The 25,155-nt window shown below is 39.1% G+C and carries 20 protein-coding genes; 10 read left to right on the top strand and 10 right to left on the bottom strand.

Annotation, left to right across the window (positions count from 1 at the left end):
- Positions 1-7 precede the first annotated feature (7 nt).
- From FZF08_RS14955 to FZF08_RS14930, 6 genes are all read right to left on the bottom strand, one after another.
- The gene (locus tag FZF08_RS14955) at positions 8-925 is read right to left on the bottom strand and encodes a cation diffusion facilitator family transporter (protein ID WP_159470103.1); all 918 of its coding nucleotides are present in this window, start codon (positions 923-925) and stop codon (positions 8-10) included.
- A 49-nt stretch (positions 926-974) separates the two neighbouring features.
- On the bottom strand, positions 975-1,796 hold the full coding sequence (locus FZF08_RS14950; protein ID WP_159470101.1) for an SDR family oxidoreductase: 822 nt from the start codon (positions 1,794-1,796) through the stop codon (positions 975-977).
- Between the two features lie 146 nt (positions 1,797-1,942).
- Positions 1,943-2,626 carry a hypothetical protein gene (locus FZF08_RS14945; protein ID WP_159470099.1) on the bottom strand — a complete coding sequence of 228 codons (684 nt, stop codon included), beginning with the start codon at positions 2,624-2,626 and terminating at the stop codon, positions 1,943-1,945.
- A gap of 194 nt (positions 2,627-2,820) precedes the next feature.
- Positions 2,821-3,681, bottom strand: a complete 861-nt coding sequence (locus FZF08_RS14940; RefSeq protein WP_159470097.1) for an AraC family transcriptional regulator — start codon at positions 3,679-3,681, stop codon at positions 2,821-2,823.
- 29 nt (positions 3,682-3,710) lie between these two features.
- Complete coding sequence (locus tag FZF08_RS14935; RefSeq protein ID WP_159470095.1) at positions 3,711-6,278, bottom strand: M1 family aminopeptidase; 2,568 nt, start codon at positions 6,276-6,278, stop codon at positions 3,711-3,713.
- Between the two features lie 41 nt (positions 6,279-6,319).
- Complete coding sequence (locus tag FZF08_RS14930) at positions 6,320-7,273, bottom strand: esterase-like activity of phytase family protein (RefSeq protein WP_159470093.1); 954 nt, start codon at positions 7,271-7,273, stop codon at positions 6,320-6,322.
- Between the two features lie 241 nt (positions 7,274-7,514).
- On the opposite strand from FZF08_RS14930, the gene FZF08_RS14925 reads away from it, so the two are divergent.
- The 6 genes from FZF08_RS14925 to FZF08_RS14900 all read left to right on the top strand — a co-directional run bounded on the left by FZF08_RS14925 (position 7,515) and on the right by FZF08_RS14900 (position 14,099).
- Complete coding sequence (locus FZF08_RS14925; protein WP_159470090.1) at positions 7,515-8,276, top strand: NYN domain-containing protein; 762 nt, start codon at positions 7,515-7,517, stop codon at positions 8,274-8,276.
- 298 nt (positions 8,277-8,574) lie between these two features.
- Entirely contained in the window at positions 8,575-9,351 is a 777-nt protein-coding gene (locus tag FZF08_RS14920) for a DUF1080 domain-containing protein (RefSeq protein ID WP_229216543.1), read from the top strand.
- Positions 9,352-9,700: 349 nt separating this feature from the next.
- Complete coding sequence (locus tag FZF08_RS14915; RefSeq protein ID WP_159470085.1) at positions 9,701-10,963, top strand: amidohydrolase family protein; 1,263 nt, start codon at positions 9,701-9,703, stop codon at positions 10,961-10,963.
- A gap of 62 nt (positions 10,964-11,025) precedes the next feature.
- Complete coding sequence (locus tag FZF08_RS14910; protein WP_159470083.1) at positions 11,026-11,904, top strand: cyclase family protein; 879 nt, start codon at positions 11,026-11,028, stop codon at positions 11,902-11,904.
- 339 nt (positions 11,905-12,243) lie between these two features.
- Positions 12,244-12,762: an AraC family transcriptional regulator gene (locus FZF08_RS14905; RefSeq protein WP_229216542.1), complete on the top strand. Its 519-nt coding sequence runs from the start codon at positions 12,244-12,246 to the stop codon at positions 12,760-12,762.
- Between the two features lie 98 nt (positions 12,763-12,860).
- A complete protein-coding gene (locus FZF08_RS14900) occupies positions 12,861-14,099 on the top strand; it encodes an ice-binding family protein (RefSeq protein ID WP_159470080.1) in 1,239 nt (412 codons plus the stop codon).
- Positions 14,100-14,222: 123 nt separating this feature from the next.
- Here the strand turns inward: FZF08_RS14900 and FZF08_RS14895 are convergent, their stop codons facing one another.
- Positions 14,223-15,506, bottom strand: coding sequence for a sorbosone dehydrogenase family protein (locus FZF08_RS14895; RefSeq protein WP_159470078.1), 1,284 nt, complete (start codon positions 15,504-15,506; stop codon positions 14,223-14,225).
- A 245-nt stretch (positions 15,507-15,751) separates the two neighbouring features.
- On the opposite strand from FZF08_RS14895, the gene FZF08_RS14890 reads away from it, so the two are divergent.
- The 4 genes from FZF08_RS14890 to FZF08_RS14875 all read left to right on the top strand — a co-directional run bounded on the left by FZF08_RS14890 (position 15,752) and on the right by FZF08_RS14875 (position 20,734).
- A complete protein-coding gene (locus tag FZF08_RS14890) occupies positions 15,752-16,087 on the top strand; it encodes a hypothetical protein (protein WP_159470076.1) in 336 nt (111 codons plus the stop codon).
- Positions 16,088-16,337: 250 nt separating this feature from the next.
- Positions 16,338-18,971 (top strand): glycosyl hydrolase 2 galactose-binding domain-containing protein, encoded by a 2,634-nt coding sequence (locus tag FZF08_RS14885; protein WP_159470074.1) that lies wholly within the window; start codon positions 16,338-16,340, stop codon positions 18,969-18,971.
- 108 nt (positions 18,972-19,079) lie between these two features.
- The gene (locus tag FZF08_RS14880) at positions 19,080-20,264 is read left to right on the top strand and encodes an AGE family epimerase/isomerase (RefSeq protein ID WP_159470072.1); all 1,185 of its coding nucleotides are present in this window, start codon (positions 19,080-19,082) and stop codon (positions 20,262-20,264) included.
- 263 nt (positions 20,265-20,527) lie between these two features.
- On the top strand, positions 20,528-20,734 hold the full coding sequence (locus FZF08_RS14875; RefSeq protein ID WP_159470070.1) for a hypothetical protein: 207 nt from the start codon (positions 20,528-20,530) through the stop codon (positions 20,732-20,734).
- 233 nt (positions 20,735-20,967) lie between these two features.
- Here FZF08_RS14875 and FZF08_RS14870 read toward each other — a convergent pair whose 3' ends face one another.
- The 3 genes from FZF08_RS14870 to FZF08_RS14860 form a co-directional block, all read right to left on the bottom strand.
- Positions 20,968-22,746 (bottom strand): DUF885 family protein, encoded by a 1,779-nt coding sequence (locus tag FZF08_RS14870; protein WP_159470068.1) that lies wholly within the window; start codon positions 22,744-22,746, stop codon positions 20,968-20,970.
- Positions 22,747-22,989: 243 nt separating this feature from the next.
- Positions 22,990-23,760: a dienelactone hydrolase family protein gene (locus FZF08_RS14865; RefSeq protein ID WP_159470066.1), complete on the bottom strand. Its 771-nt coding sequence runs from the start codon at positions 23,758-23,760 to the stop codon at positions 22,990-22,992.
- A gap of 32 nt (positions 23,761-23,792) precedes the next feature.
- Positions 23,793-25,025, bottom strand: coding sequence for a multidrug effflux MFS transporter (locus tag FZF08_RS14860; protein ID WP_159470064.1), 1,233 nt, complete (start codon positions 25,023-25,025; stop codon positions 23,793-23,795).
- Positions 25,026-25,155: the final 130 nt, after the last annotated feature.

The raw sequence follows: 25,155 nt of genomic DNA, 5'->3' as shown, positions 1-25,155 counted from the left end.
AAACAGATTAAAGAATCCATCTTCTTTCGGTTGTAAATGAAATCGTTAGCCACATCGTATAATTGCCCTTAATCCGGTCATAAACAACCTGACGGATCATATCAAGCTCAACCACTTTCATATCCGACATCGATTTTGGCAATAGAAAATCGATTTCAACGGTGTAACTGCTGCCCGTTTTTGCAACCCGGACCACCGATTCCAGGAAACCATATTGCAAAGTTATTTCATCAACATTAGTGTGCATGAGATCTTCAACCTCGTCATCCGGAGCAAATTGAAGTAATTCCCTGATATTTTTTTTAAACGTTTTGGCCGGAATTCTTAGAAATACCAGTGAAATAATAACGACCATCGCCGGATCAATGTAAGGAACAAGATATTCAAATTCGGTTTTGGTAATAAAAAAAGCAAGCGATAAACCTGCCAGCACCCCAAAACTCAAAAATGCATCCAACTGCCATTCCGTAGACTCGATCCTGACGTATTCTGAACCTAGTTTTGTTGCATTGGTTTTAAAATAAAACCAAAGGAGAAAACAACCAATAATTGAAAAAACTAAATACGGTAATGCAAGATCCATTTCAACAATTTTGCCTCCATTGATCAAATCGATAACCGACGTTGTCAGTGAATAAAGACAGAGAAAAATAATAACCGCAGTTTGAACGGTTATCGCAAAGGGCTCAAACTGTGAACGGCCAAATGGCAGATTATCATCGTCCGGTTTTCTGATAAAATTATTAACAAACAAAGAAACGCCTGAAAGACTGATGCCAATCATGGAAAAAAGCGCATCAAAAATGATTGCTTTTGAATCAACAACAATCCCGATAATAATGGCCCAAACCGTAAAAACGGAACCAAGCCAAATTGATTGTTTGATCAACTTTCTTTCCTCCAAACGCTTCTTTCGGGGATTCATAAATATCAGATATTAACTACCTGGGTATCGTCAGCTTATTGTTATGAAGTTATTTACGCTCCCCAAAAAATCTCTTTTCAGCGGATGCCATATATTCCTCATCACTTAATTGTTTCCTCAATGCATAGAAACTTTTTGCATCATTCCCGGCAATGTACCGAAGTTGATAAGTCCCATCCGTTGCCGCTTCATACACCACATCCGCAATTTGCTCAGCAGTAGAATAGTTTTTCCTTCTTTCGGGAGAAGATAAAAGGCTGATAAATGAGGACAGCTCTTCCTGATAGGCAGGATGGTTTCCAGTATCAAGAGACCGGCCGGCGAAATCCGTTAAAATCCCGCCAGGCGCTACTGTTTTAATACCAATGCCTAATGGTTTTAATTCGTACCACATACTTTCACTCCAACCCTCCAGAGCGAATTTCGTAGCGTGATAAACCGAATTAAAAGGCAAGGCGATGTGCCCGCCGATCGAAGTTGTTGTAATAAATAATCCTTTTTTATTTGCTCTGAAATGTTCGATAAATGCTTTTGTCACACGAATCACACCAAGTAAATTCGTATCCAGCTGACGAACAAGCTGCTCATCTTCAATACCTTCCAACGGACCAGCCAGGCCATATCCTGCGTTATTGAAAACAACGTCAATCGGGCCAAATTTTTCAATGGCCTCCTTACTTACTTTGGTGATTTGCTCCGGATTTGAAACGTCAAGCGGCAATATAGCAATATTGTCTACACTGCTCCATTCAGCCGAATCCTGGACATTACGCATGGTGGCAATGACCTGCCAGCCTTTTTTAGCAAATAATAAAGCTGTGGCTTTCCCGAGGCCGGTTGATGCGCCCGTGATAAATATGGTTTGTTTCATTTGATGATGACAGGTTTAGACTACAAAGGTACTAAAAACCCGGGTTCATGTATACAATAAAAACGCCCTTCAAGCTAAACTCAAAGGGCATTCTATTATAATAAATTTAGCAGCAAGAAGTCTTATTTTAAGTTAGAGAAAAACACTCACGACCAAAAACCCTGCACCCGAACTGTATCACAATCGCTTTTCTTCAATTCCTTTCTTAAATGTCCACAACTGGGTATATGGCCAGCAACGTAAACCGTCGCGTGATTAAAATCCTTTTTACTGGCCCAGTTTGTTAAAGCATGAAAACCTCCCTGATCCGTCTGCGCGACAGGTTGAATATTCCAGTTGAAGTATTCCAAAAATTCAGCACGGTGATTTTCTTCTTCAATGGCAATTGCTCCTGTTATATTTTTTGTTCCTGCCAATTGCTGCAAAGCTAGATAATGCCCTATTGTCGTCATATCACCCAGCGCAATCATATCGCCTTCTCCAACAGGCTTGTGCATGGTCGATCCAACACCTACGTACGTAATTTTGTCGCCCGTTTTGAGAGATCTAACCCAGTCACTTCCCGGGCCTTCCTGCATGGCGTTGATATAAAGGGTACAGGTCCGGGTTTCCACATCCCAGCCGGCTGGTGTATAATCGCGGTATAGTCCGGGTGCAACTTTTACTTTCATGTGCTGAACGCGGTCCCAACCGGACATATCCAGTGCAGGAAAATGTACATCCAATTCAAAAAAGGTGGCAGGATTCCAGGCTCTCATCGCTAGTATTGTTCCTTCTTTTGCCAAGGCATTTTCAAATAAATTAAGAGCAGTTTGTTTCAGAATATTCATGATTATGGCTATTTGGTGTTAATAAAGCAAATTCCAGGCGGTCAAGTATAAATGGGTAGACGAATCAACTTTTATTTTACTTTAATCCGAATAAAAAAATATTCAGAAAGGATCAACCGCCGTAGTCAATCGACAGTACAAAACAACACATGAATTGGAGAAACGGAAAGAGAGAAAGAGCGGGAAAGATTGGACTATTTGCGGTATTCTTTTCGGAAAGCTACGGGATAGCTTCCCGTTACTTTTTGAAACAGACGTGAAAAATAGGTAGGATCAGTATATCCAATTTCAAAAGATATTTCCTTAATGTTCAGGTCTGTGTAATACAACAGCCTTTTTGCTTCCATCATCACTTCCCGTTGAATCCAGTAGCTCACGGAAAAACCGGTAATATTTTTGACAACTTCATTCAAATAGGAAGGTGTGATATTTAAAATCTCTGCGTATTCAGAAGGGCTTTTCAGGGTTTTGAAACTTTCTAAAACCATTTTCCTGAAAGCATTACTGATAATTACCGGCCGTGAGTTTCCCTGTGAATGCTGTTGTTTATGCTGCTGAAAAACAGTAGCAAATCCACCAGCGCAAACCTGAATCATAGAACGAAGGGCTGATTGTTGAAAGGGCAAATCCTCCTGATTTTGGAGCATATCGAATAATAACCCAATGGATTTGTCAAGAATTTCGGCCATTTTCAAGCTCAAAGGAACAGGTTCCGGGTGCGCCATATAATCTTCAAAAATGGCTCTGTATGTATCGTCAAGAGTAGCCAGATCGGTTGCAATAAACCATCCTTCTGAATCAAAAGCGTCATTGGAATGATGAACCTGGCCTGGAAGAATACAATAAATAACATAGCCTTCAAAGATAACCTCCTGAAAGTCGATCATCATTTTACCGCTTCCCCTTTGCTGAAAAATGAAAATATAATGATCATCCCTGTGCACGCCATATGACGCTACCTCAATGGTTTTCATTGCCTCAATCCTATGAATTTCCAGACCAAGACTTGTCCTGTCACTTAAAGAATGAAGTGGAATGGCCGGATTTTGAAGCATTTTTTAATTTATAAAACGATATAAAACAATTATTTTTTCAATTTCACAGCTCTGTTCATCAGATCCGTTGACTGCAAAATCTTATTTTTTAAATAATAAGGATAATCAGGATTTCCTTTCAGAAAGGCATTTGCAATATCCGCAGATTCCTGATCCGAATGACCGGAGAAAGTGGCGCCCAACCATCTTTGCGGAAAGAAAATATCACCCGTTAATTGAACTTCCTGCAAAAGATCAAGCGATTCCTTTAGATACTTATTTGCACTTTTAGCTCTTAAAGGATGATTCAAATAACCTAATGCTTCCAAAACCCAGGCTTCATGTTCTCTGTTTTCCGGCTTTTTCAGCGACTCAAAAAACGCATCCCGAATATTTTGTTGTAAACTTAAAGCAGGTATCACGAATTGCATTCGGGACTTGCGGTCCGGGTTTTTGGTGTTGTCCAGTTGTTTATCGAAAATCATTTTTCCGTCTCCTTTACCTTTCAAAACCAGTTCGTAAGCCAACGTAATTTTATCTTCCTCCGACAAAATTAAATCTTTCACTTTTAACTTATCATTCCATAAAGATTCCAGTTTTTTCAATCCATCTTCCGTCATCGTAATATTTCTGAAAACCCGGAAATAAGAATTTTTCATGCCTTTGTCAGGCGTTGTTTCCAAAAGTTTCCATAGCTCTTTTTCAATCCGTCCCTGGTTCTGATTTCGCTGCTGATCTGTGAGAAATGTCCACCAAATTGTTTGCACATTTCCTAAAAGATAATCTAATATCAAAGCATTTTGTTCTTTTGGAATAACATTGAGCAGCGCATTCACATACCGCTCAGGTAATTCTCCATCACCACGCAAAAATCCTTCCCAGATGGAAACCAAAATAGCTCCGCGAAAAACCGGGTTAACAAACATGGTGTCTTTACCGGCGTTATAATTTTTTAGAAAATAATCTTCTGAAACCGAATCCATTTTGAAGTAGCCGTAGCCTGCACCGTCTGCATTTGGAAAAATCATTGCCGGCAAATCCGGTTTCCTTACACTTTGAGGAGCGTTTGTGATGTTCAGCCTGACATTTCCCTCTGCAAATAATTCTTTCCAGTTGATAGACAAAGGCTGTTGCCAGATCCGGTCAGACAGCGAATCTTTCTTCTGCTGAATCAGTATTTCATCCTTATCTCCCACAAGTTCGTACTCCGGCATACCAGGCGTTTTTACCCATACATTACTCCAAGTCGTAATATCTTCCGGACTCTTTTTATCAATGCTGCCAATCAGATCATCCCATTTCGCATTACTAAATGAAAAGGCTTTTAAATATTCACGCAGGCTTTCCCGCATCAGGTTTTCCCCGATTTTCTTTTCCAACTGACGCATCACAATGGGTGCTTTCTGATAAATAATACCGCCGTAAAGTGTCCCGGCATTTTTGAGATTTCCCAGTTTTTGAAGGATTGGATTTGTTCCGCTGCTACGATCTACTTCATACGCGCCGGGGTAATGTGCTAGCAGAAAACGAAGATCAAAATTAATTTCAGGAAAGCTCGGATGCACAATTTTGGCAGCCATGAAATTGGCAAAAACCTCTTTAAGCCAAACATCATTAAACCAGTCCATCGTCACCAGATCGCCAAACCACATATGGGCAGATTCATGGGCAATAACGCTCGCACGGGCTAGTTTCCGATTTACAGGGGCGTTTTCATCCAGAAAAAGGGAAGATTCATTGTAAAAAATGGACCCCGGATGCTCCATTCCGCCATATTGAAACGAAGGAATGAGTACAAAATCAAACTTCCCAAAAGGGTATTTTATATCGGTATAATCTTCCAGCCAGGTCAAAGATTTCTCATGCAGATCAAAAACTTCATCACGATTACGTTTCACTTTCACACTGTCCGTTTCGCGATAATACATCGTCATCGGTCGGTTTCTCACCATTTTCTCAGTCTTGAAAAATTTACCGGCAGCAAAAGCAAAGAGGTAAGAACTTATTGGTTTTGTTTTTTCAAACTGATAAACAGTCTGATCTCCGGCAGACATTTTTTCTTTTAAAATACCATTTGAAACAGCCTCCCAATCTTTTGGCGTTTTTAAAGTCAGGCTGTAAGAAGCTTTTAAATTGGGCTGATCAAAAAGTGGAAAACAGGTCGAGGCGCGGTCAGGCACAAAAAGTGTATACAAGTATTCTTCGTTTCTGTTCAGGGAAAGATCTCCGGCTATGAATGTGATTTCGAGCTCATTTTCTCCTTTTACAAGCTGATCCGTTTTTATTACTATATGTTCGTTAACAAAATTATAAGCAATTTCTTTTCCCGCTGATTTTATAGAATGCAGATGAGCACTATCCGTATTAAAATCCATTACAAGTGCAGAATCCAGCGATTTGAGATTAAAAGTTACAATTTCTTTTCCTTCAATAGCCTGCGTTTTTTGAGATGGAATTTCCAGTTCAATCGTATAGTGAATATTGTCAATTGTCTTTTTTCGATATTCATTCAAAGCAAAAGAAACACCTTTTTCAGGTACTTCATTTTTTGCATTTTTACAACTCAGGTTAGTCAGTATGACACTGATAAAAAACAAAATTAGATAGCGTGTTTGCATTAGATCAATATCTTTAAAACGAGAATGTTATAAAAGCGTTATTATTTTTCTTTTAACAAAATCAATTGGGTTCTTTGGTTATTATTTAATCCCGGATTATCATCAGTTATCAAAAGTATCTGCCGTTTTTCTTTGTCACCAGGCCACCAAGACATACCTTCAAGATTATCTGCCACAAAAGGAAAATTATCATTGAAGTCAAAAGCGGGTGTCAAATCTTTTTTTAAAGATGATCCTTCAACCGTTACCTGCCAAAGTTTTGCTTTGATTTTTTTAGAGGCTTTTTCATCAAAACATCTTTCCAAAACCAATAATTGATTTTCATTAACAGCAAGAATTTCAGAAACCCCTCCCCTTTTTTCGGTCGAGCTTAAAGGACAACCACTTCTGTCGATAATATAACTATAAGGAGTGGCCTCACCATAAGCAGAATTTTTTCTATCAAATTTCCAAAAATGAATAGTATCATTTCCAACTTCTGTCTCACCTTGCCAGCCTGCTTCCGGTGCCACCCAGACTGATCCGCTATCCGTAACCGCAATCCCTTCAATTCCCTTGTTATCGGCAGGAAGATGCATAGGAGGAATTAGAAAGGCAGGAGGAAAAGAGTCATAATATCCGACATAGGTTGTGGTATCGTTAGTATCTTTATTCGGTTTGTACTCGTTTTCAACAGCGTATAAAAAGGTAGAAAACCGAGGATCAAACCGGATCGCTTCAAACCAGTAACCTGTTTTCTTTATAGTTGCCATATCCTGCCTTTTTTCAAAATCACGGATATTAGCAATACTGTCGAAAATAAAATAATTGCCCCGATCACTAGCCAGATGCCACTGATTTTTAGAAGCAATATATTCAATTCCGGAAATCCCATGCAAAGGGCCAACCGGTTTTTTAGCCAGAATAGTATAATCGGATAGCTCGAATTTAATCGACTGCGCTTCTACAAAATGAATAAAAAAACAAGAAAAAAGGAATAAAACTAACTTCTTCATTTGGAAAACGTTTTTATTGAGGAGCAGACAAAAATAGTATAGATACGGCAGATAATATGGAATTTACAGCAAGAGTTAAAAAATCGTCTAAACTGGACAATCAACAGACCTGGGTGATCAAGCCTGGACTGGTCAGCTATGAATATGCAATGATTTTGGGAGAGAATGGCTGATATTCACTCCATGTTCCTGACTCACAAAGCTCTTTGCCACTTCCTCATTTTCCGTTACTTTTACGCTCATGGAAACTACCAGAGAATTAAGACTCGCCGTATTGATTGATGCGGACAACGTACCTTACTCAAATGTAAAAGGTATGTTGGAAGAAATTGCAATTTATGGCACACCAACTTTCAAGCGAATTTATGGGGACTGGACAAAACCTACACTCTCTGGCTGGAAAACGGTGTTACTTGAAAATGCTATTACGCCTATTCAGCAATATAGCTATACATCCGGTAAAAACTCTTCCGATTCTGCTTTGATCATTGATGCGATGGATATTCTTTACACGGGAAATGTAGATGGATTTTGTATCGTTTCCAGCGATAGCGATTTTACAAGATTGGCTACCAGGCTTCGGGAAGCGGGTATGAAAGTTTTTGGAATTGGTGAGAAGAAAACGCCGTCTGCCTTTATCGCTGCCTGTAACAAATTCATTTATATCGAAATACTAAAAAAGGAGGTTAAAGTAGAAACGCCTACGCCGGAAACTTCCAAATCGGGAGTCTCTATCAAAGAAGAAGTAGCACCTGTTTCAAAAATTGATAAAGGACTTATAAAATTAATTTCCGAAAGCATCAATGATATTGCAGACGAAGATGGCTGGATTTTTCTTGGCGTTTTAGGAAATATGATTCTTAAAAAGAGACCGGAATTTGACCCCAGAAATTATGGACATAAAAAATTACTTGATTTGATAAGATCAATAAAAACAATCCAGGTTGACGAACGCCATACAGGCAAGAATAATATTTCACATTTTTATGTGAAGGTGAAATGATCGTATAAATGGATTGGAACCAACAACGTTTCAAAACTTAACATGCTAAAATCGACAACGGGTTAAAACCCATTGCTACAATGTCGGTCAGGCCTACGGCCCTTTTTAACCTAAAATATAGTGATTGACCATAAACAATTACAATTGCAACAGAATTACGATCTACACTATAAATGGCCGAAGGTTCGAATTACATTGTAGCGCAGGGTTTGAACGCGGGGAGTATTATGAAGAGATATTTGCTTTATATTAAATGTTGATTGTTTTCATCTCATCCATATTAAAAATGTCAAAACATATGCTCAATACAAACATAAACCGCATACTTTCCATCGCAGTAGTCAGTGTAGTCTTTTTTAGTTCAGCAAACGCGCAAGTTGGCGTTGGAACCAAACCAGAAAAAGGCGCGGAAGTTTTCATGGATGGCTCCCGTAAAATGCTGGACGATAAATGGACTTATTGGAAAGGTCCGCGTTTAAAAGCTGAATTGCCTATAAAATGGACTGTTGTGGACGATCCAACAGACAAAGGAACAGTAGTCAATTGTTTTGACCCCGCAGCAGCCGGAGGATTATACGGTTCAGCGGATATTGTAACGAAAAAAGAATTCCGCGATTTCCGGGCGCATGTTGAGTTTTTCATTACAAAAGAAGGTGGAAATAGTGGTGTTTACCTACAAAACCGTTATGAAATCCAGGTGCTTGACGGAGACACTACTTCTCACGGAATGGCGGCAATTATTAATGAAACAAAGTCTCCGTACTATGCCTACAACGGTGTTGGAAAGTGGAATGCATATGACATCCAGTTTCGGGCGGCACGTTTCAAAGATGGAAAACTGGTGGAAAAACCTTTGGTAACTTTATATTTCAATGGGAAAAAAGTACATACCAACCATTCAATTACGCAGGTTTGGGGTGGACCAAATTCTGGAATTGATGGTGGCAACGATGGTGGCAAGGGAATTACGGATGTACCTGGCGGATTGAAATTACAATCGGAAGGACATAATGTTTATTTCAGAAATATCTGGATTAAGCCGGAAGTGATAAAAGAAGCAAATACTGATTTCTGATAAAACAAATATTACTCATCTCTATATTCTTGTGTTATTGTACAGAGGCATTATGAGCGGCCGTCGCGCGGTTAAGAAAGAGAGCCACAGCGTTTTTTTTTAAACAAAAAATGCTGTGGCTCTCTTTCTTTCTCAGTGGTTCTCTGTGTAACCTTTACCTGAGATAATTGCAACTTCTTAGTTTTGTTACACAGAGAAATAAGTAAAAAAGATAATCAGAGAGATTTTCTGAAATTGAATTATGAAAAATAAAACTCCGTGTACCTCTTACTTTCTCCGTGGTTCTCCGTGTAACCAAAACTTCACAGAGAAACAGTCTATTTAAAGTTGGTTTCGCTATTTTTGTTTTATGAGATCCAACTTCCTTCTTTCTATATTTTTCTTATCATTTCTGGCGAACAATCTTTTCGCTCAAAAAACTTATTTACTTCGTCCCGATAGGATTTTTGACGGACAAGAAATACATGAAAACTGGGCAGTTCTGATTAAAAACGAAAAAATCTCTTCCGTTGGACCGGCAGCTGAGCTAACCTTTGATTCTCAAAATACTGAGGTTATAGACTTAAAAGGATGCACATTGCTTCCCGGATTTATCGAAGGACATTCTCATCTTTTTTTACATCCCTATAATGAAACACCTTGGGATGATCAGGTTCTAAAAGAATCCCGATCTTACAGAACCGCACGCGCAACATCACATGCAAAAAAAACCTTAATGGCCGGATTCACAACCGTTCGTGATCTGGGAACAGAAGGCGCAGAATATGATGATTTTGGACTAAAACAGGCCATTAATCAGGGAATAATTCCAGGCCCGCGCATGATCATTGCCACCAAAGCGTTGATCGCCTCGGGAAGTTACGGGCCAAAAGGTTTTAGCGCAGATATTAACATTCCCCAGGGAGCAGAGGAAGCAGATGGACAGGATCTTATCAAAGCGGTCAGAAGCCAGATAGGAAAAGGTGCGGACGTCATCAAAATCTATGCGGATTACCGCTGGGGAGTAAATGGAGAGACAAGACCTACATTTTCCGTCGACGAAATCAAACTGATTGTTGAAACTGCAAAAAGCAGCGGCAGACCTGTTGTAGCCCACGCAAGCAGCGAAGAAGGAATGAAAAGGGCAATTTTGGGTGGTGTTGAAACGATTGAACATGGCGACGGCGGGACAACCGAAATCTTCAAAATGATGCGTGAGCATGGTGTTGCCTTATGTCCTACAATTGCTGCCGGAGATGCCACCAGCCAATACCGGGGCTGGAAAAAAGGTACTGATCCGGAACCCGAAAAAATCAAAAATAAAAGGATAACCTTTAAAAGTGCAATGGACGCCAGAGTCACAATTTGTACTGGCGGTGATGTTGGCGTTTTCTCACATGGCGACAATGCACGTGAGTTGGAAATGATGGCAGAATATGGAATGAAGCCGATTGATGTGCTGCGTTCCGCAACATCTGTGAATGCAAAGGTTTTTCATCAGGATAATCTTGGACAAATTAAACCGGGATTCTTAGCTGATTTAGTCGTTGTTGAAGGAAAACCGGAAGTCAATATCAGCGTAATCCGCAGCGTGAAACTGGTGATGAAAAACGGCGTTATTTTCAAAGATTGAAAATATATTACCACATTGAAATAATTTAACCACACAGGTCACAGAACCGGAATTTTCAACTTATGGACAAAAGAGTGGTATTTGATTTTGAAATAGAATTTACAAATGGCGGTGGCATCCAGGGGCAGGATTTCAGGCTTGATATTCAGTCAGATAGCATTTCCGATGAAGAACTGGCTGATTTTATTGTCAATGATTTAAACTTGCTTATGGTTGGGAAAGTTAGTATTCTAAACAAAAAATATATTGAAGAAAACCATAAACGTATAGCGTCACCCCCATTTTCAGATCCAAGGTTTATTGATCTTAGCCACGTCATTTTTGACGGACTGATTACTTACAAAGGCCTGCCCGCTCCTATTATTTGTGATTATCTGAGCCGTGAAAAATCAAAAGCCAATTATGAAGAAGGAACTGAATTCCAGATCGGGAAAATTGAAATGGTAACCAACACCGGTACCTATATAGATTGTCCTTTCCACCGTTTTGAACACGGAAAAGATCTTTCGGAAGTTGAGCTTGATGCGTTCGCAAATCTGGATGCTGTAACGGTTTTCGTGCCTGATGTCCTATCTATTGGTGCGGAATATTTCAAAAACCTGGATTTGAGAAATAAGGCGGTTATGGTTAGAACCGACTGGTCAAAAAACTGGAATACGGATCAATATTTCGAAAACCATCCATTCCTGAGTCTGGATGCCGCGGAATATTTACGTGATTGTAAAGTAAAACTTGTAGGCATCGACAGCCATAATATTGATGATACAAGAGGAAAAAGCCGTCCGGTACATACGACATTACTGGGATCAGAAATTCTGATCGTTGAACATTTGTGTAATCTGGACAAACTTCCAAAAGAAAATTACCAGTTTAGCGCCGTTCCACCCAAGTTTAAAGGTGCAGGAACATTCCCAGTGCGGGCATTTGCTACACTTCAATAAAATAAAATATAACTAAAATTAAACACAATCTCTTTTTAATACCATATCCCTGTTAGTCTTCAAATGACTAGCGGGGATTTTTCTATTTAAACGGTAATTAGAAATAAATTGTACTTTAAAAATATTTATTATATAAAAAAGGAAAATTTACGCCAGGAAATGATTATTTTCTAGTTAAATACTATTAAATTTTTATATTTAAAAAATTCCGGTTTTCCTTGGCATGATACCTGCCCTAGATTTCCTAAAATTGTGCAATAGGCTAAAAAAATCTTTCCACCATTAGCAACGGATGAATTGAAACTTTACATTAAATATATGGTCAGCTTTCGCTGTAAAATGATTGTCCAGCAAAAATTAAATAAACTGGGACTTCATTACGGAACCGTTGATTTGGGAGAGGTAGAAATTAAAGAAAATTTAACTTTTCCTCAACTTAACCGGCTAAGGATTGAGCTGCTAAAAGCAGGTCTTGAGCTGATGGAAGATAAAAAAGCAGTACTTATTGAAAGAATAAAAAATGTGATCGTGGAAATGGTGCACTACTCTGGTGAACTTGCCAAAGTTAAAAACTCTGATTATATCAGTGAAAAGCTCAATCATGATTACACCTACCTGGCCAATCTATTCTCAGAATCCACCGGAACCACAATCGAACAATTTATCATCGCACATAAAATCGAACGCGTAAAGGAGTATCTTCTTTACGATGAATTGAACCTGACTGAAATTTCCTATAAACTTAATTATAGTAGCGTTGCGCATCTTTCATTTCAATTTAAAAAAGTGACTGGCTTAACGCCAACCTTCTACAAACACCTAAAAAACAAGAAAAGGACCACTCTTGAAAATGTGTGAATTATATAACGATTAGTTAATATTATATAATCGATTGCCTTTATAAAGGTTCGAAATTTGTTAAGTAAAATTAATTCACTCAACAAATTAGAACTAATATGACAAAGCATTACAAATTAGTATTGGCGGTAGCTACATCGCTTTTTCTATACGGAGAAACTTCCGCACAGGCACCTGCAATTCCTGTTGCATCTGAATTTGGGGTATTTACCGGAAGTGGTACTATAACCAATGGTGGAACAACCACAGTAAAGGGAGCTGTGGGTACACATACAGGAACTACTACAGGGTCTTCTATATCTTATTCAGGGCAGTCCCACTTTGGCGATCAAACTTCTATAAATGCAGAAACAGAGATTACTAATGTACTTGCGTCATTTAGTGCAAGTGGAGGTACTTGTCAAACACTGAGTACTACCTTCGGAAACGGAGCAACTTTAAGTCCTGGTAATTATTGCTTGGGAACTTCTGGGGTATTAACCGGCGATCTTACACTTAATGGCGGGGGTGATGCTAGTTCAATCTTTGTTTTTAATATTGGCGGTGAACTTACAGCGACTGATGCCAATATTATACTTACTGGCTCGGCATCCTGGAATAATGTTTATTTTATTATTAATGGTGCTTTTAATCTTAACCAAAACACATCTCCGACCACTTCATTTTTCAGAGGTACTGCAATTACCAGTGGAGTAATTAGTTTGTCATTAGGATCAATCGTTCAGGGTCGGCTTTTGTCAGGTGCCGGAGCAATTAATCTGCAAGGAAATACTATTTATGCAGCAGAAACTCCGCTACCCGTAACGTTAACAAGTTTCACAGCTAAAAAAGCAGAAACTCAAACTAGCGTGCTTAACTGGACCACAACCGCAGAAACCAACAGCGACCGATTCGAAATTCAGCGCAGCAACAATGGAAAACTTTGGAACCAACTTGCTACGGTAGTCGCAAAAGGAGAAAGTGCAGCACTTGTATCTTATCAATATACAGATACAAAGCCGGAAAATGGCACAAATTTGTATCGATTGAAAATGATTGACAAAGACGAGACTTTTGCATATAGCCGCATCCAGAGCACAGAATTTAAAATACCGTTGAAAACTGTTTTATATCCAAATCCGGCAGTTGATTATCTAACACTGAGCGTTGATGACATCAGTTTGGTCCAGCGCATTCAGATCAGTAACATTCTTGGTGTAAATGTGTATGACATAAGCAAGGTGGCTTCGGACCTATCTTCCAATCTGAATGTTAAAAACCTGCCAGCGGGAATGTATATTGTGAGAGTTACAAATAATATGGGAAATGTAGCATCGACTAAAATCGTAAAACAATAAAAAATTGAAGGGAATCAATCTTATCACGCTGGTAAAATCAAATTGATTTTTTTAATAATTGAAAAAATAGAGGTATATCACAAGCAGAAAAACTGCTCATGATATACCTTTATTAATGAAAAGTCATTTTTTCTTATAGTCAATCTTAAAGATTGTGCCATTTAAATCATCCGTGACATATAGGGCTCCGTCCGGCCCTTGCGCAAGTCCGCAAGGTCTGTGCTGAATTGGTCCTGTTGGCGCTGCAAGATCTACACCCGCAAAATTGTCAGCAAAAATTTCCCATTTACCCGCTTTTCCGTTAACAAAAGGCACGAAAGCTACCATATATCCTTTATGTAAAGGCACCGATTGATTGTGAAAAGCAATGAATGCACCGTTTTTATATCTTGCCGGAAACATATTTCCTGTGTAGAACATCAGTGCATTAGGACCCAAATGAGCAGGAAAAGCCGCTACGGGTGTCAATGCTTTTTCTCCTCCTGTTTTCTTTCCATCACCACCATATTCAGGTGAAAGGATTTTCTTATTCTGGATATGATCAAAGTATACGTAAGGCCAGCCTGCATCTGCACCTTCACTTAATTGAAACAAAGTCTCAGCCGGCAATTCCGCACTTTGCTGCGGAGTATAATATTGAGGATAAAAATCATCAAACTTTCCTCTTCCATGCTGTGTAGCAAAAAGACTATTCGTTTTGAAGTCCCAATCAATACCCACTGCATTTTTCAAACCGGTTGTATACCTTTTACCATCTGAAAAAGTCTGGTTCAACTGATCAGCTTTAAATTTCCAGATTCCACCCGCCGAATCAAGCACGGTACAAGGTGACATCCCCTTTCCAGTTCCTTTCACACGGCAGTCGTCGCTGTATGAACCAACGGTAACATAGATATTGCCATTTTTATCCAGTGCAATAGGTTTTGCATTATCACGACCTTTATCAACCAGGCCATCCAGCAATTTCTCAGGATTATCTGTATCTATGATTTCCTCTTTTTCATTGAGTTTATATCGATAAACACCTGAATTGGACGAAGAATACAAATATCCTCCTTGTATCCGAATTCCTGTTCCGGGGTAATTTCCAAACATTTTCTTTTCATCGATAACGCCATCCTTATTGGTATCACGTAAAATATAAATACCCTTTCCGTCTTTCAGCTTTGACAGTTTTACATAGATATCCCCATTTTTACCAACTGCTATATGCCGTGTCGCCCCTAGGTCCGAGGCCAGAATTGTTGCCGAAAAACCAGCAGGAAGTTTAATATCTTTGGCTACTTCATTACTCTTTTTTTCTTGATTTATATTAAAAGGTTCAGGAATGCCTTTGTAAGCCTGTAGTGCTCCAATTCCTGCAAAACCAGCAAACAGTACGGCAGTTTTTAAAAATCTTCTTTGCATGCGATTAACCAAAAGGTAGATAATAGTTTAACTTTATAAAAATGTTTGAGCCAATCAGGCTGTATCAAAATAATAAAGCAGTAAAATGGTGTTTTAATACTCAGACATTCAGTACCAAATTTAAAATTTTTAGTAATTTTAGTTTTTTTTGGAATGATTTTTTTTAAAATCAGTTTACACTATGTCAGTATTAGTTTTGACCGAAACATTTATTAAAACTTCAGCTAACCTTAAAAACAATTGATATGATAATTGACGACGATTTCCCACTTGATGATGAGGATGATGATTTGCCAGGATATCCTCTTTATCCTGCGTCTGATGATGTATATAGTCGTGGACTGATTGAAGATGACATTGATCCTGAAGATATAACCAAGATTAAGGAAGAACTGGGACTGGAAACGGACGAGTGGAATGAGAAAAGCTTTGAAGAAGATCTGGTTGGCGACGATTTGGATGTACCAGGCTCAGAACTGGACGATGATGAAGAAATAGATGGTAACGAAGACGAAGAGAATAACTATTATAGTCTGGGTGGCGATAACCACAACGACCTTGAAGAAAATCAGGGAGACTAAAAAATCGTTACTCTCGCTCGTACAGAAATTATTATCCCGGCCAAAAGCCGGGATATTTTTTTGAATATTCATTGACAAAACCGGAATTTCTGAAAAAATAGGCTGCTAGCTTTTCCATTATTTTGTAAATTAATTTAATAAAACAATGATTCTTATTCAATATTTTAATTAAACTAATAATATTTCTTTTTTATGTATTTTTGTTAGAATATATTTGTTGTAATAGTAATTTTTATAATATAATATTCTAATGAAATTCATTTTTACCTCTTTCTTTCTATCGATTCAATTTCTATGCATAAATGGCTATGCGCAAAATAAATATGAATTAAATTCTGGTTGGAAATGTAGTCCAATTGCCAAGGTTAAAGAAACCGGCGTTGCAATATCCAATCCTGACTATTCTTTAAACAACTGGCTTCCCGCCGTTGTTCCAGGCACTGTGCTTACCACAATGCTTGAAAACAAACAGATACCGGATCCATTTTTTGGGATGAATAATGAAAAAATACCTGATATTTTTAAAACCGGCCCGGAATATTATACCTATTGGTTTGTAAAAGATTTTAATGAAACTGCGAAAGCAGGTGAACAGGTTTGGCTTCACTTCCGCGGTGTTAATTATAGTTTTGATCTATATCTGAATGGCAAAAAATTAAACATCAAAAGACACAGCGGAATGTTTTTGCGCCAGTCTTACAACATCACCTCTTCACTTTTAAAAAACGGATCGAACAGACTGGCTGTTGTTGTTTTTCCACCTGATGCCATTGGAAATGCAAATGGAGGACAGGGCGGCGATGGTACCATTGCGAAGAATGTAGCGCATCAGTACGTTGCGGGCTGGGACTGGATTCAGCCTGTTCGTGACCGTAATACAGGAATATGGGATAAGGTTTTGATTGAAAAAACAGGAAAGATTAACATAAAAAACCCGCGTATCATTACACTCGTTCCCGGACTGAGAAAACCGGAAGGAGCTCAAAAACCGGCAACAATAAAAGCTACCGCCGAACTTGAAAATCCGACAGCAGCTCCATTGAAAGGCACTTTGCAATATGTAATGGATGGAAAGAAAATTTCCAAAGAAGTTACAATAAAGCCTCATAGTATCACAGAAGTAGCTTTACCAGACCTTCAACTTGAAAATCCAAAGCTTTGGTGGCCGTTTGGTTATGGAGCGCAGCATTTGTATAATCTAAAAATGCAGTTTCTGGTTAATGGAGCAGTTTCAGACGAGGAAAATATAAACGTTGGTGTGAGGGAAATCCAGGCTGACTGGAATTCGAACACACGGAGCAAACAAATCTCAGTTAACGGACAGCGCGTATTTATTAAAGGTGGCAACTGGATTATTTCTGATGCTATGCTGCGTTTTACAGACGCGCGTTATGACGCAGAAGTCCGTTTTCACAGAGATATGAATTTGAATTTGTTACGGATATGGGGAGGAGCATTGACCGAACGTCCGGAATTTTATCAGGCTTGCGACAAATACGGTATTCTGGTCATGCAGGATTTCTGGGGATCCGGGGATTGTAATGGCCGTTGGCTTGACCCGATAAAAAAGGATGATCAATGGGTACGCCGGAATTATCCGGACGACCACGGTTTGTTCCTCGAATCAGCGGCCGATCAGATCAAAATGATCCGTAATTACCCGTCACTGGCAATCTGGTGCGGTGGCAACGAAATTACCTTGCCAGAAGATATTATGCTGCCGCTTCGTGACACCATTCTTCCAAAACTGGATGGCACGCGTTGGTTTATCGACTATTCCAACTCAGATGATATGTCGTTTAATTCCCTGGGTGGAAATGGAGACGGGCCTTATGGCATTCAGCCTTTGAAACGCTTCTTTGAATATAAAACATGGCCTTTCAATTCAGAAATCGGTTCGGTTGGTGTTGGCGATTATGAATCTTTGGAAAGATTTTTGCCAAAAGAAAATATGATCGCCCCTGTTTACTCTGAAAAAACGGGCAAAGAAACGGTAGATTCCGTTTGGAATTATCACAAATATATTGGCTATGAAAGCTATGTTACTCCATACGGAAAAGTAAAAGATCTGCGCGATTTCGGAAAAAAAGCGCAGTTAATCAATTATGATCAGTACCGCTCGTTAATGGAAGGTTTCAGCGCGCATATGTGGGATTGGTATACGGGTGTGATTATCTGGAAAACACAAAATCCATGGACAGCACTTCGCGGACAGATGTATGATTACTACCTGGACCCCAATGCATGTCTGTACGGATTACACAACGGAAGTGCACCTTTACATGTTATGTACAATCAGGCTGATAGCACGGTTATGATCACCAATAATACGTTCAAACATCAATATGACATGATGCTCAATATCACTGCGGTTGATATGAACGGAAAAGAAAAAAGCCTTGGACAGGTTTTTGTAGAAATCGGGCCGTCGACTACACGCATGATTATGTCGATCAAAAACGAAATACGTGAGCTGGCAAAAAAAGAAGGCATGTTCCTCTCCTTACGTCTTTCAAATACTAAAAAAGAAATATTGAGCGACAACCTGTACTGGCTGCCGGATGCAGAAGGAATGTATAGCGGGCTGAATAAAATGCCAAAAGCGGATATTGATATTCAGGTAAAACAGTATGAAAAGGGAAAGGTTGAAGTAACTTTATCCAATCCCGCCAAAAATCCGGTTGCCTTTTTCAATCGGTTGGCTCTTGTGGATCCGAAAACAAAAAAACGTGTTCTTCCCGTATTTTACGATGACAATTACGTATCTGTTTTACCCGGTGAAAAGAAAATAGTGGTTATGGACTATTCGCAGACATCGGGGGAATTACCTTTGGTATCAATTGATGGCTGGAATGTGAAAGAGCAGTTTATCCCAATAAAATAAGAATATATAATTTAACAGAATAGCGCTTCCCTGGTGGAGGCGCTAGGAAGTAGGAAAAATAAGTAAGTTTATAAATCTTAATTCTTTTATCCGGAAACAGGATTTATTATGGCTGACTTCGCACCTGAAACTTTCAAAAAGGAATTAATCAATATCCTGGATTACTGGGAAAAATATGCAGTGGACCGCAAAAATGGAGGTTTTTATGGCAGAGTAAATTATGACAACGAAGGAATTGCCGATGCACCGAAAGCGGTTGTGATCACAAGCAGGATCTTGTGGACTTATTCAATGGCTAAGCGACTTTTGAATAATCCGAAATATCTGACCCTCGCTGATCGTGCTTTTCAGGATCTTTCGATTCATTTTATAGATGCCAAAGAAGGAGGCGTATTTTGGTCGACGGAGGCTAACGGAAAGCCGTTAGAAATGAAAAAGCAGGTTTACGGCAATGCGTTTGCTATGTACGGACTGAGCGAATACTACCGTGCCACCAATTTCCCACCGGCACTGGAACGTGCAAAGGAGATTTTTTATGTTTTGGAAAAACATGCTTTTGATCCGGTCAATGGTGGCTACCGGGAAGCATTTGCAAGAGACTGGTCGGAAACGGATGACTATATTTTGAGTAAAAGTCCGTATAACAAAAGCATGAATACGCATTTGCACCTGGTTGAAGCTTATACAAATCTTTACCGGGTTTGGCCGGACAAGAATTTGAAAAAACAAACAGCAGCAATGCTGGAAGCAATTCTGGATCATATTGTCAACAATGAAACGAGCCGGATGGAGTTGTTTTTTACTGAAAAATGGGAATCAAAAGACAAAGTGATTTCCTATGGCCACGATATTGAGGCATCCTGGTTGCTTTATGAAACAGCAGAAGTGTTAAAAGATGAAAAATTATTAAAAAAAACCAGGGAACGCTGCATCAAAATGGCTCAGGCAGCTAGTACTGGTCTAAGTCCGGATGGCGCACTCAATTATGAATACAACCCTGAAACCAAAGAAACTAAAACAGAAAGAAGCTGGTGGGTTGCAGCTGAACAACTGGTAGGATTTTACAATGCTTACCAACTGACAAAAGACAACGATTTTAAAATTAAGGCCGAAAGAAGCTGGACCTATATTGACAGTAAATTTATTGATAAAGAAAGAGGCGAATGGTTCGGTGCAGTGAAGGAAGACGGAACTCCGGTACGTGGTGATAAGGTGAATTTTTGGAAATGTCCATATCACAATGCCAGGGCTTGTGCAGAAATGTGGAAACGCTTACAGAAAACTCATAAATAACTGTAACTTATCTAAACACTTATGTAATATTTAAAAGAATTTCTCAATCATTTCATTAACATGTTTAATAATTTCTGTTAATAAAGTAAATTTAGATTAGAGTAGAATTTTGGATACTAAATTCTGGTTACCGAAGCCGGAAAACGAGGCCAGCTCTCGATTTTAGTCCCAAAAATATATTTAATATTTTCTAGTCAGATTGCACATTTCTTGCGTATTCCAGTAATAAAACCTAACTAAATAATATAAATATCTCCGCTACGATGGCAAAAGTTAATCTTGACGTACCCGACAAAGTTCATCTGAAAGCAAAACAGCTTCAACTTGAACTCGAAGAAAATGACCAAAGAATTACCCTTCAGGAGCTTTACAAAGAACTGGTTATAATCGGTTTGGAAGCAATGAAGAAAAAAATGAGTAACGGGCATGTACTGTCTGATTCAAAAGGTTATACCGCTATTGCCAGTTAACTCGTCACTTATTCTTTTTTCAGAAATTTCTTTCTGATTTGCCAGGCCATGTTATAAATTTAGTGTCATTTTTTCAGGAAGTACCGATTTGCTTCCGTGTATATCTATGACCGATTTTTTGTATTGCGCCATTAAATTTACTCCCTCTGTAATATCCTTAAAACAAATAAAGCGCCAAAGCCTACAGCAAACTGTAATACTTTGGCGCTTTTAATTGTATACCGCCAATCGATTTATTTACTTTCCTTCATTCCTTCTGTTATCCAGACATTGATTTTATCTTCCAGGATATTTAGAGGGACACAACCAGATTCCAGCACTTTGTTGTGGAATTTCTTAATATCAAAATCAGTTCCTGACTTTTCTGCTTTTGTACGCAGTTCCCGGATTTTCAATTGCCCTATTTTATAAGACAACGCCTGCCCTGCCGCGGTCATGTATCTTTCCACTTCTGCCACAATACTTTCTTCCGTTTCAGCCTCATGATCCATGGAATATTGAATGGCTTGTTCACGCGTCCACCCTTTGGAATGAATACCCGTGTCTACAACCAAACGAATGGCACGGTGCATTTCAGCACTTAGCATACCAAAATACTGATACGGATCCGTATATAGCCCAAGTTCCTTGCCAAGCGATTCACTGTACAATGCCCAGCCTTCCCCATAAGCACTATACCAAAGGTTTTTCCGAAACGATGGAAGCGCTTTATTTTCCTGCTGCAGAGAGCCCTGGTAGTGATGACCCGGAATAGCTTCATGCAAAAATAAACTTTCGTCTGAAAGAGTATTGTATGTTTTTGCATCTGGAATTGGGACATAGAATATCCCCGGCCTCGAACCATCCGGTGAGCCTGGATTATATTCCGCTGATGCCGATGCTTCTCTGAACGCTTCGGTACGACGAACTTCAAAAGCTGCTTTTGGGGTCAGGTCAAATAGCTTTTTAAGATTCGGTTTCATCGTCTCATGAATAGCATTAAAATGAGCGATAACCTCTTCCGGTGTCGTATAGGGCATCAGTTTTTTATTTGATCTGACATCATTGAAAAATGCCTTTAGATTCCCTTTAAATCCGACCTGATCTTTGACTTTCAACATTTCTTTGGAAATCCGTTCCACTTCACTCAAACCAAGTTTATGAATTTCGTCCGATGTCATCGATGTTGTTGTATAATATTTGATATACGTATCATACAATGCTTTTCCATTTGGAAGATCCGCATATCCGCTTGTTTTGCGACCGGCCGGCAAATATTCGTTAACAAAAAAAACATGTAAACGGCTAAAAGCCGGAATCACTTTTTCCTCTACCATTTTCTTGTACCTTTTGGTCAGTCTGGCTTTGTCGTCGGCAGAAAAAGATTCAGGGAATTTGGTAACCGGGGTATAAAACAAATGCTGCACGGTAGGACCATGATCAAGCCCAGCCAGCTGCGGAATTACTTTTTGGATCAATGGAACAGGCAAAACATAACCCTTTTTGATCCCTTCTTTCATATTGACAATCGCGGTATCGCTCCATGCAACAAAACCGTCAACTCTTTTCAACCAGTCATCATAATCGTCTGTGGTTTTAAAAGGTTGAATACTACTTCCACCTGCCATTGTAGCAATGGCCAAATGTGTTGATGAAAACTGATTAATTGGCATAAGGTTGGTGGGAAAAGCCAATAATTCCAGATTGATATTACATTCCCAGTTCAGCAAATCCCAGCTTGTTTTTTCTTCTTCGGTAAGTTCAGGACGATTGTATTTAGCAAGTTCCTTTTTATATTTTTGGTAAAAATCAACCTGTTGCTGCCTGACTTCTTTTGTTAAGTCGTTAGGAAAAAGATCATTGTATCGCTTATCTCCTATTTGTGTTGCCTCAAATGGATAAAGTGGTAATCTTTCTTCGTAATAATTGTCAAACAATTCGCCAATCGGTGGCAATAAATCTTCGGAAGCTTTTTGCTGGCAGGCAGACAAAATCAGGCTTAACACAAATGTCAGAAACAGGCTTTTATTCATGTGCAAAAATTTAAGATTATGGGTTAAAAAGAAATTCCGGTACCAGCCGAAAATTTCCTGCCCAAGATTAGGAAAAGAGTCGGAAAAATCTAATTTTATTTCTCCTAAAAGACCGTTTAAACAAGAATTAATAACATTCTAATTTCAGATCGAAATAAAAGAAGGGCTCCAAAGAAGCCCTTCTTTTAATAAAGTGAGAAACCAACACGCAATCATTCTCTCAATCTATCATTCAATCATTGATCAAAATATCTCGTCAAAAAATACCTGCATCGCTTTCCATGAGCGTTTTGCTGCTTTTTCGTTGTAGGCAGCTCCTTTTGAATTATCTGTTCCTGCATCAGGATCTGTGAAGCTGTGTACCGAATTTGCATAATAATTCATTTCCCAGTCCGCATTCGCTTTTCTCATTTCATTCTGAAAAGCTGCAACTTCTTTGGCTGGAACAAAATTATCATCCGCACCATGCAGAATCAGTAATTTAGGTTTAATAGCTGAAATGGCACGGGTTGAATCTTTTGACAAACCGCCATGAAAAGAAACGATTCCTTTTACAGGGAAATTTTCTCTGGCAGCTTCAACTGCACCCGTTCCCCCAAAACAATAACCGATCACAGCAATATTGGCAGGATCTGCTCCGGCTTTGATCAATTGATCCAAGGCAAGTTTAATACGCTTTTGATATTCAGCAATGTTGTTTTTATAGTACCCGGCAAGTTGACCCGCACTTTTCATATCCGTCGGCCTTTTGTCAACACCGTAAATATCAGCTACAAAAGCATAATAACCCATGGCAGATAGTTCCTCAGCACTCGTTTTTGCATGCGCATCAATTCCCATCCAGGCCGGTAAAACCAATATACCCGCCTTCTTTTTTGACGTTGTTTTAGGTTTTACAATAAATCCGCTTAGTTTCTGCGCTCCGTCTGAATAATTGACAGGTTGAAGTTGTGCTAAAGACATGGTTGCAATCAGTAAAAAAGACGCTGCAAAGTAAAATTTTAAAACTTTCATAGGTTATGTTTAGTCGTTAGGTTGATAAAGAATTAAAGAAGAATGGAAACATCATTTTCCACATCTTTACTACGTACAGAATTATTTACAGTTGCGTTCCCCACAAATAAAATAACAAGGCTGACCAAAGAACAGGCGGCCATCATTCCCACCATTGGAATTGCAGTATTATTATGCATAACACTGACAATAATAGAAATTATAGCACCTGCACCCATCCGCCAGCTACCCATCAAAGCCGAAGCGCTGCCTGTGTGTTTTCTAAACGGAGCCAAAGAAAGCGCAGCAGTATTGGGGCCTGTCAGTCCTTGTCCGGTGAGGAAAATAAACATCATACCAATCAGCGTATACAAATTATACCAATTATTATAAACACCCAAAACAAGCAGCGTGCCTACAACACTTTGATATAACAAAGTAGTTTTGATGATTTGCTCGCTATTGTATTTTTTCAAAAGGAAATGATTCAGCTGCGTGGAACCGATCATTGCAACGGCAAGGAAAGCGAAAATCCATCCGTATTGCTGTTCCGAAACTTTGTAGATATTCATAAAAACATCCGAGGAACCAGCGATATAGGCAAAAGGCGCAGCAGTAGCAAGTCCGCCCGCCATGGTATAAATCAAAAACTGAGGCTGTCTGATGACGGTAAAAAAGCTGTTCATAACCGCCTGTGGTTTTAACGAAACGGTGCTGTCAGGCATTTTCCCGGTTGGCAGAAAGAAATAAATTGCACCGATAATCAACAGTGCAATAAAGGCTAATATAATAAAAACCCAGTTCCACCCAAAAACAGCTGTAACATAACCGCCAATCGTTGGAGCAATCATTGGAGATATGGCTATTACCAGCGTAATCATCGAAAAAACTTCGGCTCTTTTATCTTTTGTAAACAGATCGCTAACCAGTGCCTGTGAAGAAACCAGCCCAACGCAACCGCCGATAGCCTGAAAAAAACGCATAACAACCAACGCCTCGACGGAAGATGTAAGCGCACAGCCAATAGAAGCCATTATGTAAATTATCAAACCTACGTACAACGGAGTTTTTCTGCCAAACCTGTCAAGCAAAGGCCCATAAAGTACTTGCCCGATACAAATTCCGATCAGGTAACCGGTAAGAGATAGTTGCACTTTATCAATCGTTGTGTTCAAATCACTGGCAATTCTAGGAAAGCCAGGCAGATACATATCAATTGAAAAAGGACTGATGGTTGCTAATGACCCCAGAATAAGGATCATGAAAGAATATTGTTTACGACTCATGCACTTTTAACAGAACTTACATCCAATAAACCATCTGAAAGTGGTGTAAGTTCCGAAAATCTTAGAATAATCTTATTTTACAACATTACCACGAAATGATATAAAACAGTTTTAAAAATGATTGTTGTCA

Origin of the sequence: Dyadobacter sp. 3J3, from assembly GCF_009801115.1 — a bacterium.
Taxonomy (GTDB): domain Bacteria; phylum Bacteroidota; class Bacteroidia; order Cytophagales; family Spirosomataceae; genus Dyadobacter.
Note: the sequence above shows the minus strand (reverse complement) of the source record. Positions and strands in the feature narration are given on the sequence as shown.

Coding starts and splice junctions, on each gene's coding strand:
- FZF08_RS14925 (WP_159470090.1), top strand. CDS start 7,515: ATGGAAACTACCAGAGAATTAAGACTCGCCGTATTGATTGATGCGGAC.
- FZF08_RS14890 (WP_159470076.1), top strand. CDS start 15,752: ATGATAATTGACGACGATTTCCCACTTGATGATGAGGATGATGATTTG.
- FZF08_RS14910 (WP_159470083.1), top strand. CDS start 11,026: ATGGACAAAAGAGTGGTATTTGATTTTGAAATAGAATTTACAAATGGC.
- FZF08_RS14920 (WP_229216543.1), top strand. CDS start 8,575: ATGCTCAATACAAACATAAACCGCATACTTTCCATCGCAGTAGTCAGT.
- FZF08_RS14930 (WP_159470093.1), bottom strand. CDS start 7,273: ATGAAGAAGTTAGTTTTATTCCTTTTTTCTTGTTTTTTTATTCATTTT.
- FZF08_RS14950 (WP_159470101.1), bottom strand. CDS start 1,796: ATGAAACAAACCATATTTATCACGGGCGCATCAACCGGCCTCGGGAAA.
- FZF08_RS14940 (WP_159470097.1), bottom strand. CDS start 3,681: ATGCTTCAAAATCCGGCCATTCCACTTCATTCTTTAAGTGACAGGACA.
- FZF08_RS14905 (WP_229216542.1), top strand. CDS start 12,244: ATGATTGTCCAGCAAAAATTAAATAAACTGGGACTTCATTACGGAACC.
- FZF08_RS14935 (WP_159470095.1), bottom strand. CDS start 6,278: ATGCAAACACGCTATCTAATTTTGTTTTTTATCAGTGTCATACTGACT.
- FZF08_RS14915 (WP_159470085.1), top strand. CDS start 9,701: ATGAGATCCAACTTCCTTCTTTCTATATTTTTCTTATCATTTCTGGCG.
- FZF08_RS14875 (WP_159470070.1), top strand. CDS start 20,528: ATGGCAAAAGTTAATCTTGACGTACCCGACAAAGTTCATCTGAAAGCA.
- FZF08_RS14945 (WP_159470099.1), bottom strand. CDS start 2,626: ATGAATATTCTGAAACAAACTGCTCTTAATTTATTTGAAAATGCCTTG.
- FZF08_RS14885 (WP_159470074.1), top strand. CDS start 16,338: ATGAAATTCATTTTTACCTCTTTCTTTCTATCGATTCAATTTCTATGC.
- FZF08_RS14895 (WP_159470078.1), bottom strand. CDS start 15,506: ATGCAAAGAAGATTTTTAAAAACTGCCGTACTGTTTGCTGGTTTTGCA.
- FZF08_RS14870 (WP_159470068.1), bottom strand. CDS start 22,746: ATGAATAAAAGCCTGTTTCTGACATTTGTGTTAAGCCTGATTTTGTCT.
- FZF08_RS14955 (WP_159470103.1), bottom strand. CDS start 925: ATGAATCCCCGAAAGAAGCGTTTGGAGGAAAGAAAGTTGATCAAACAA.
- FZF08_RS14865 (WP_159470066.1), bottom strand. CDS start 23,760: ATGAAAGTTTTAAAATTTTACTTTGCAGCGTCTTTTTTACTGATTGCA.
- FZF08_RS14860 (WP_159470064.1), bottom strand. CDS start 25,025: ATGAGTCGTAAACAATATTCTTTCATGATCCTTATTCTGGGGTCATTA.
- FZF08_RS14880 (WP_159470072.1), top strand. CDS start 19,080: ATGGCTGACTTCGCACCTGAAACTTTCAAAAAGGAATTAATCAATATC.
- FZF08_RS14900 (WP_159470080.1), top strand. CDS start 12,861: ATGACAAAGCATTACAAATTAGTATTGGCGGTAGCTACATCGCTTTTT.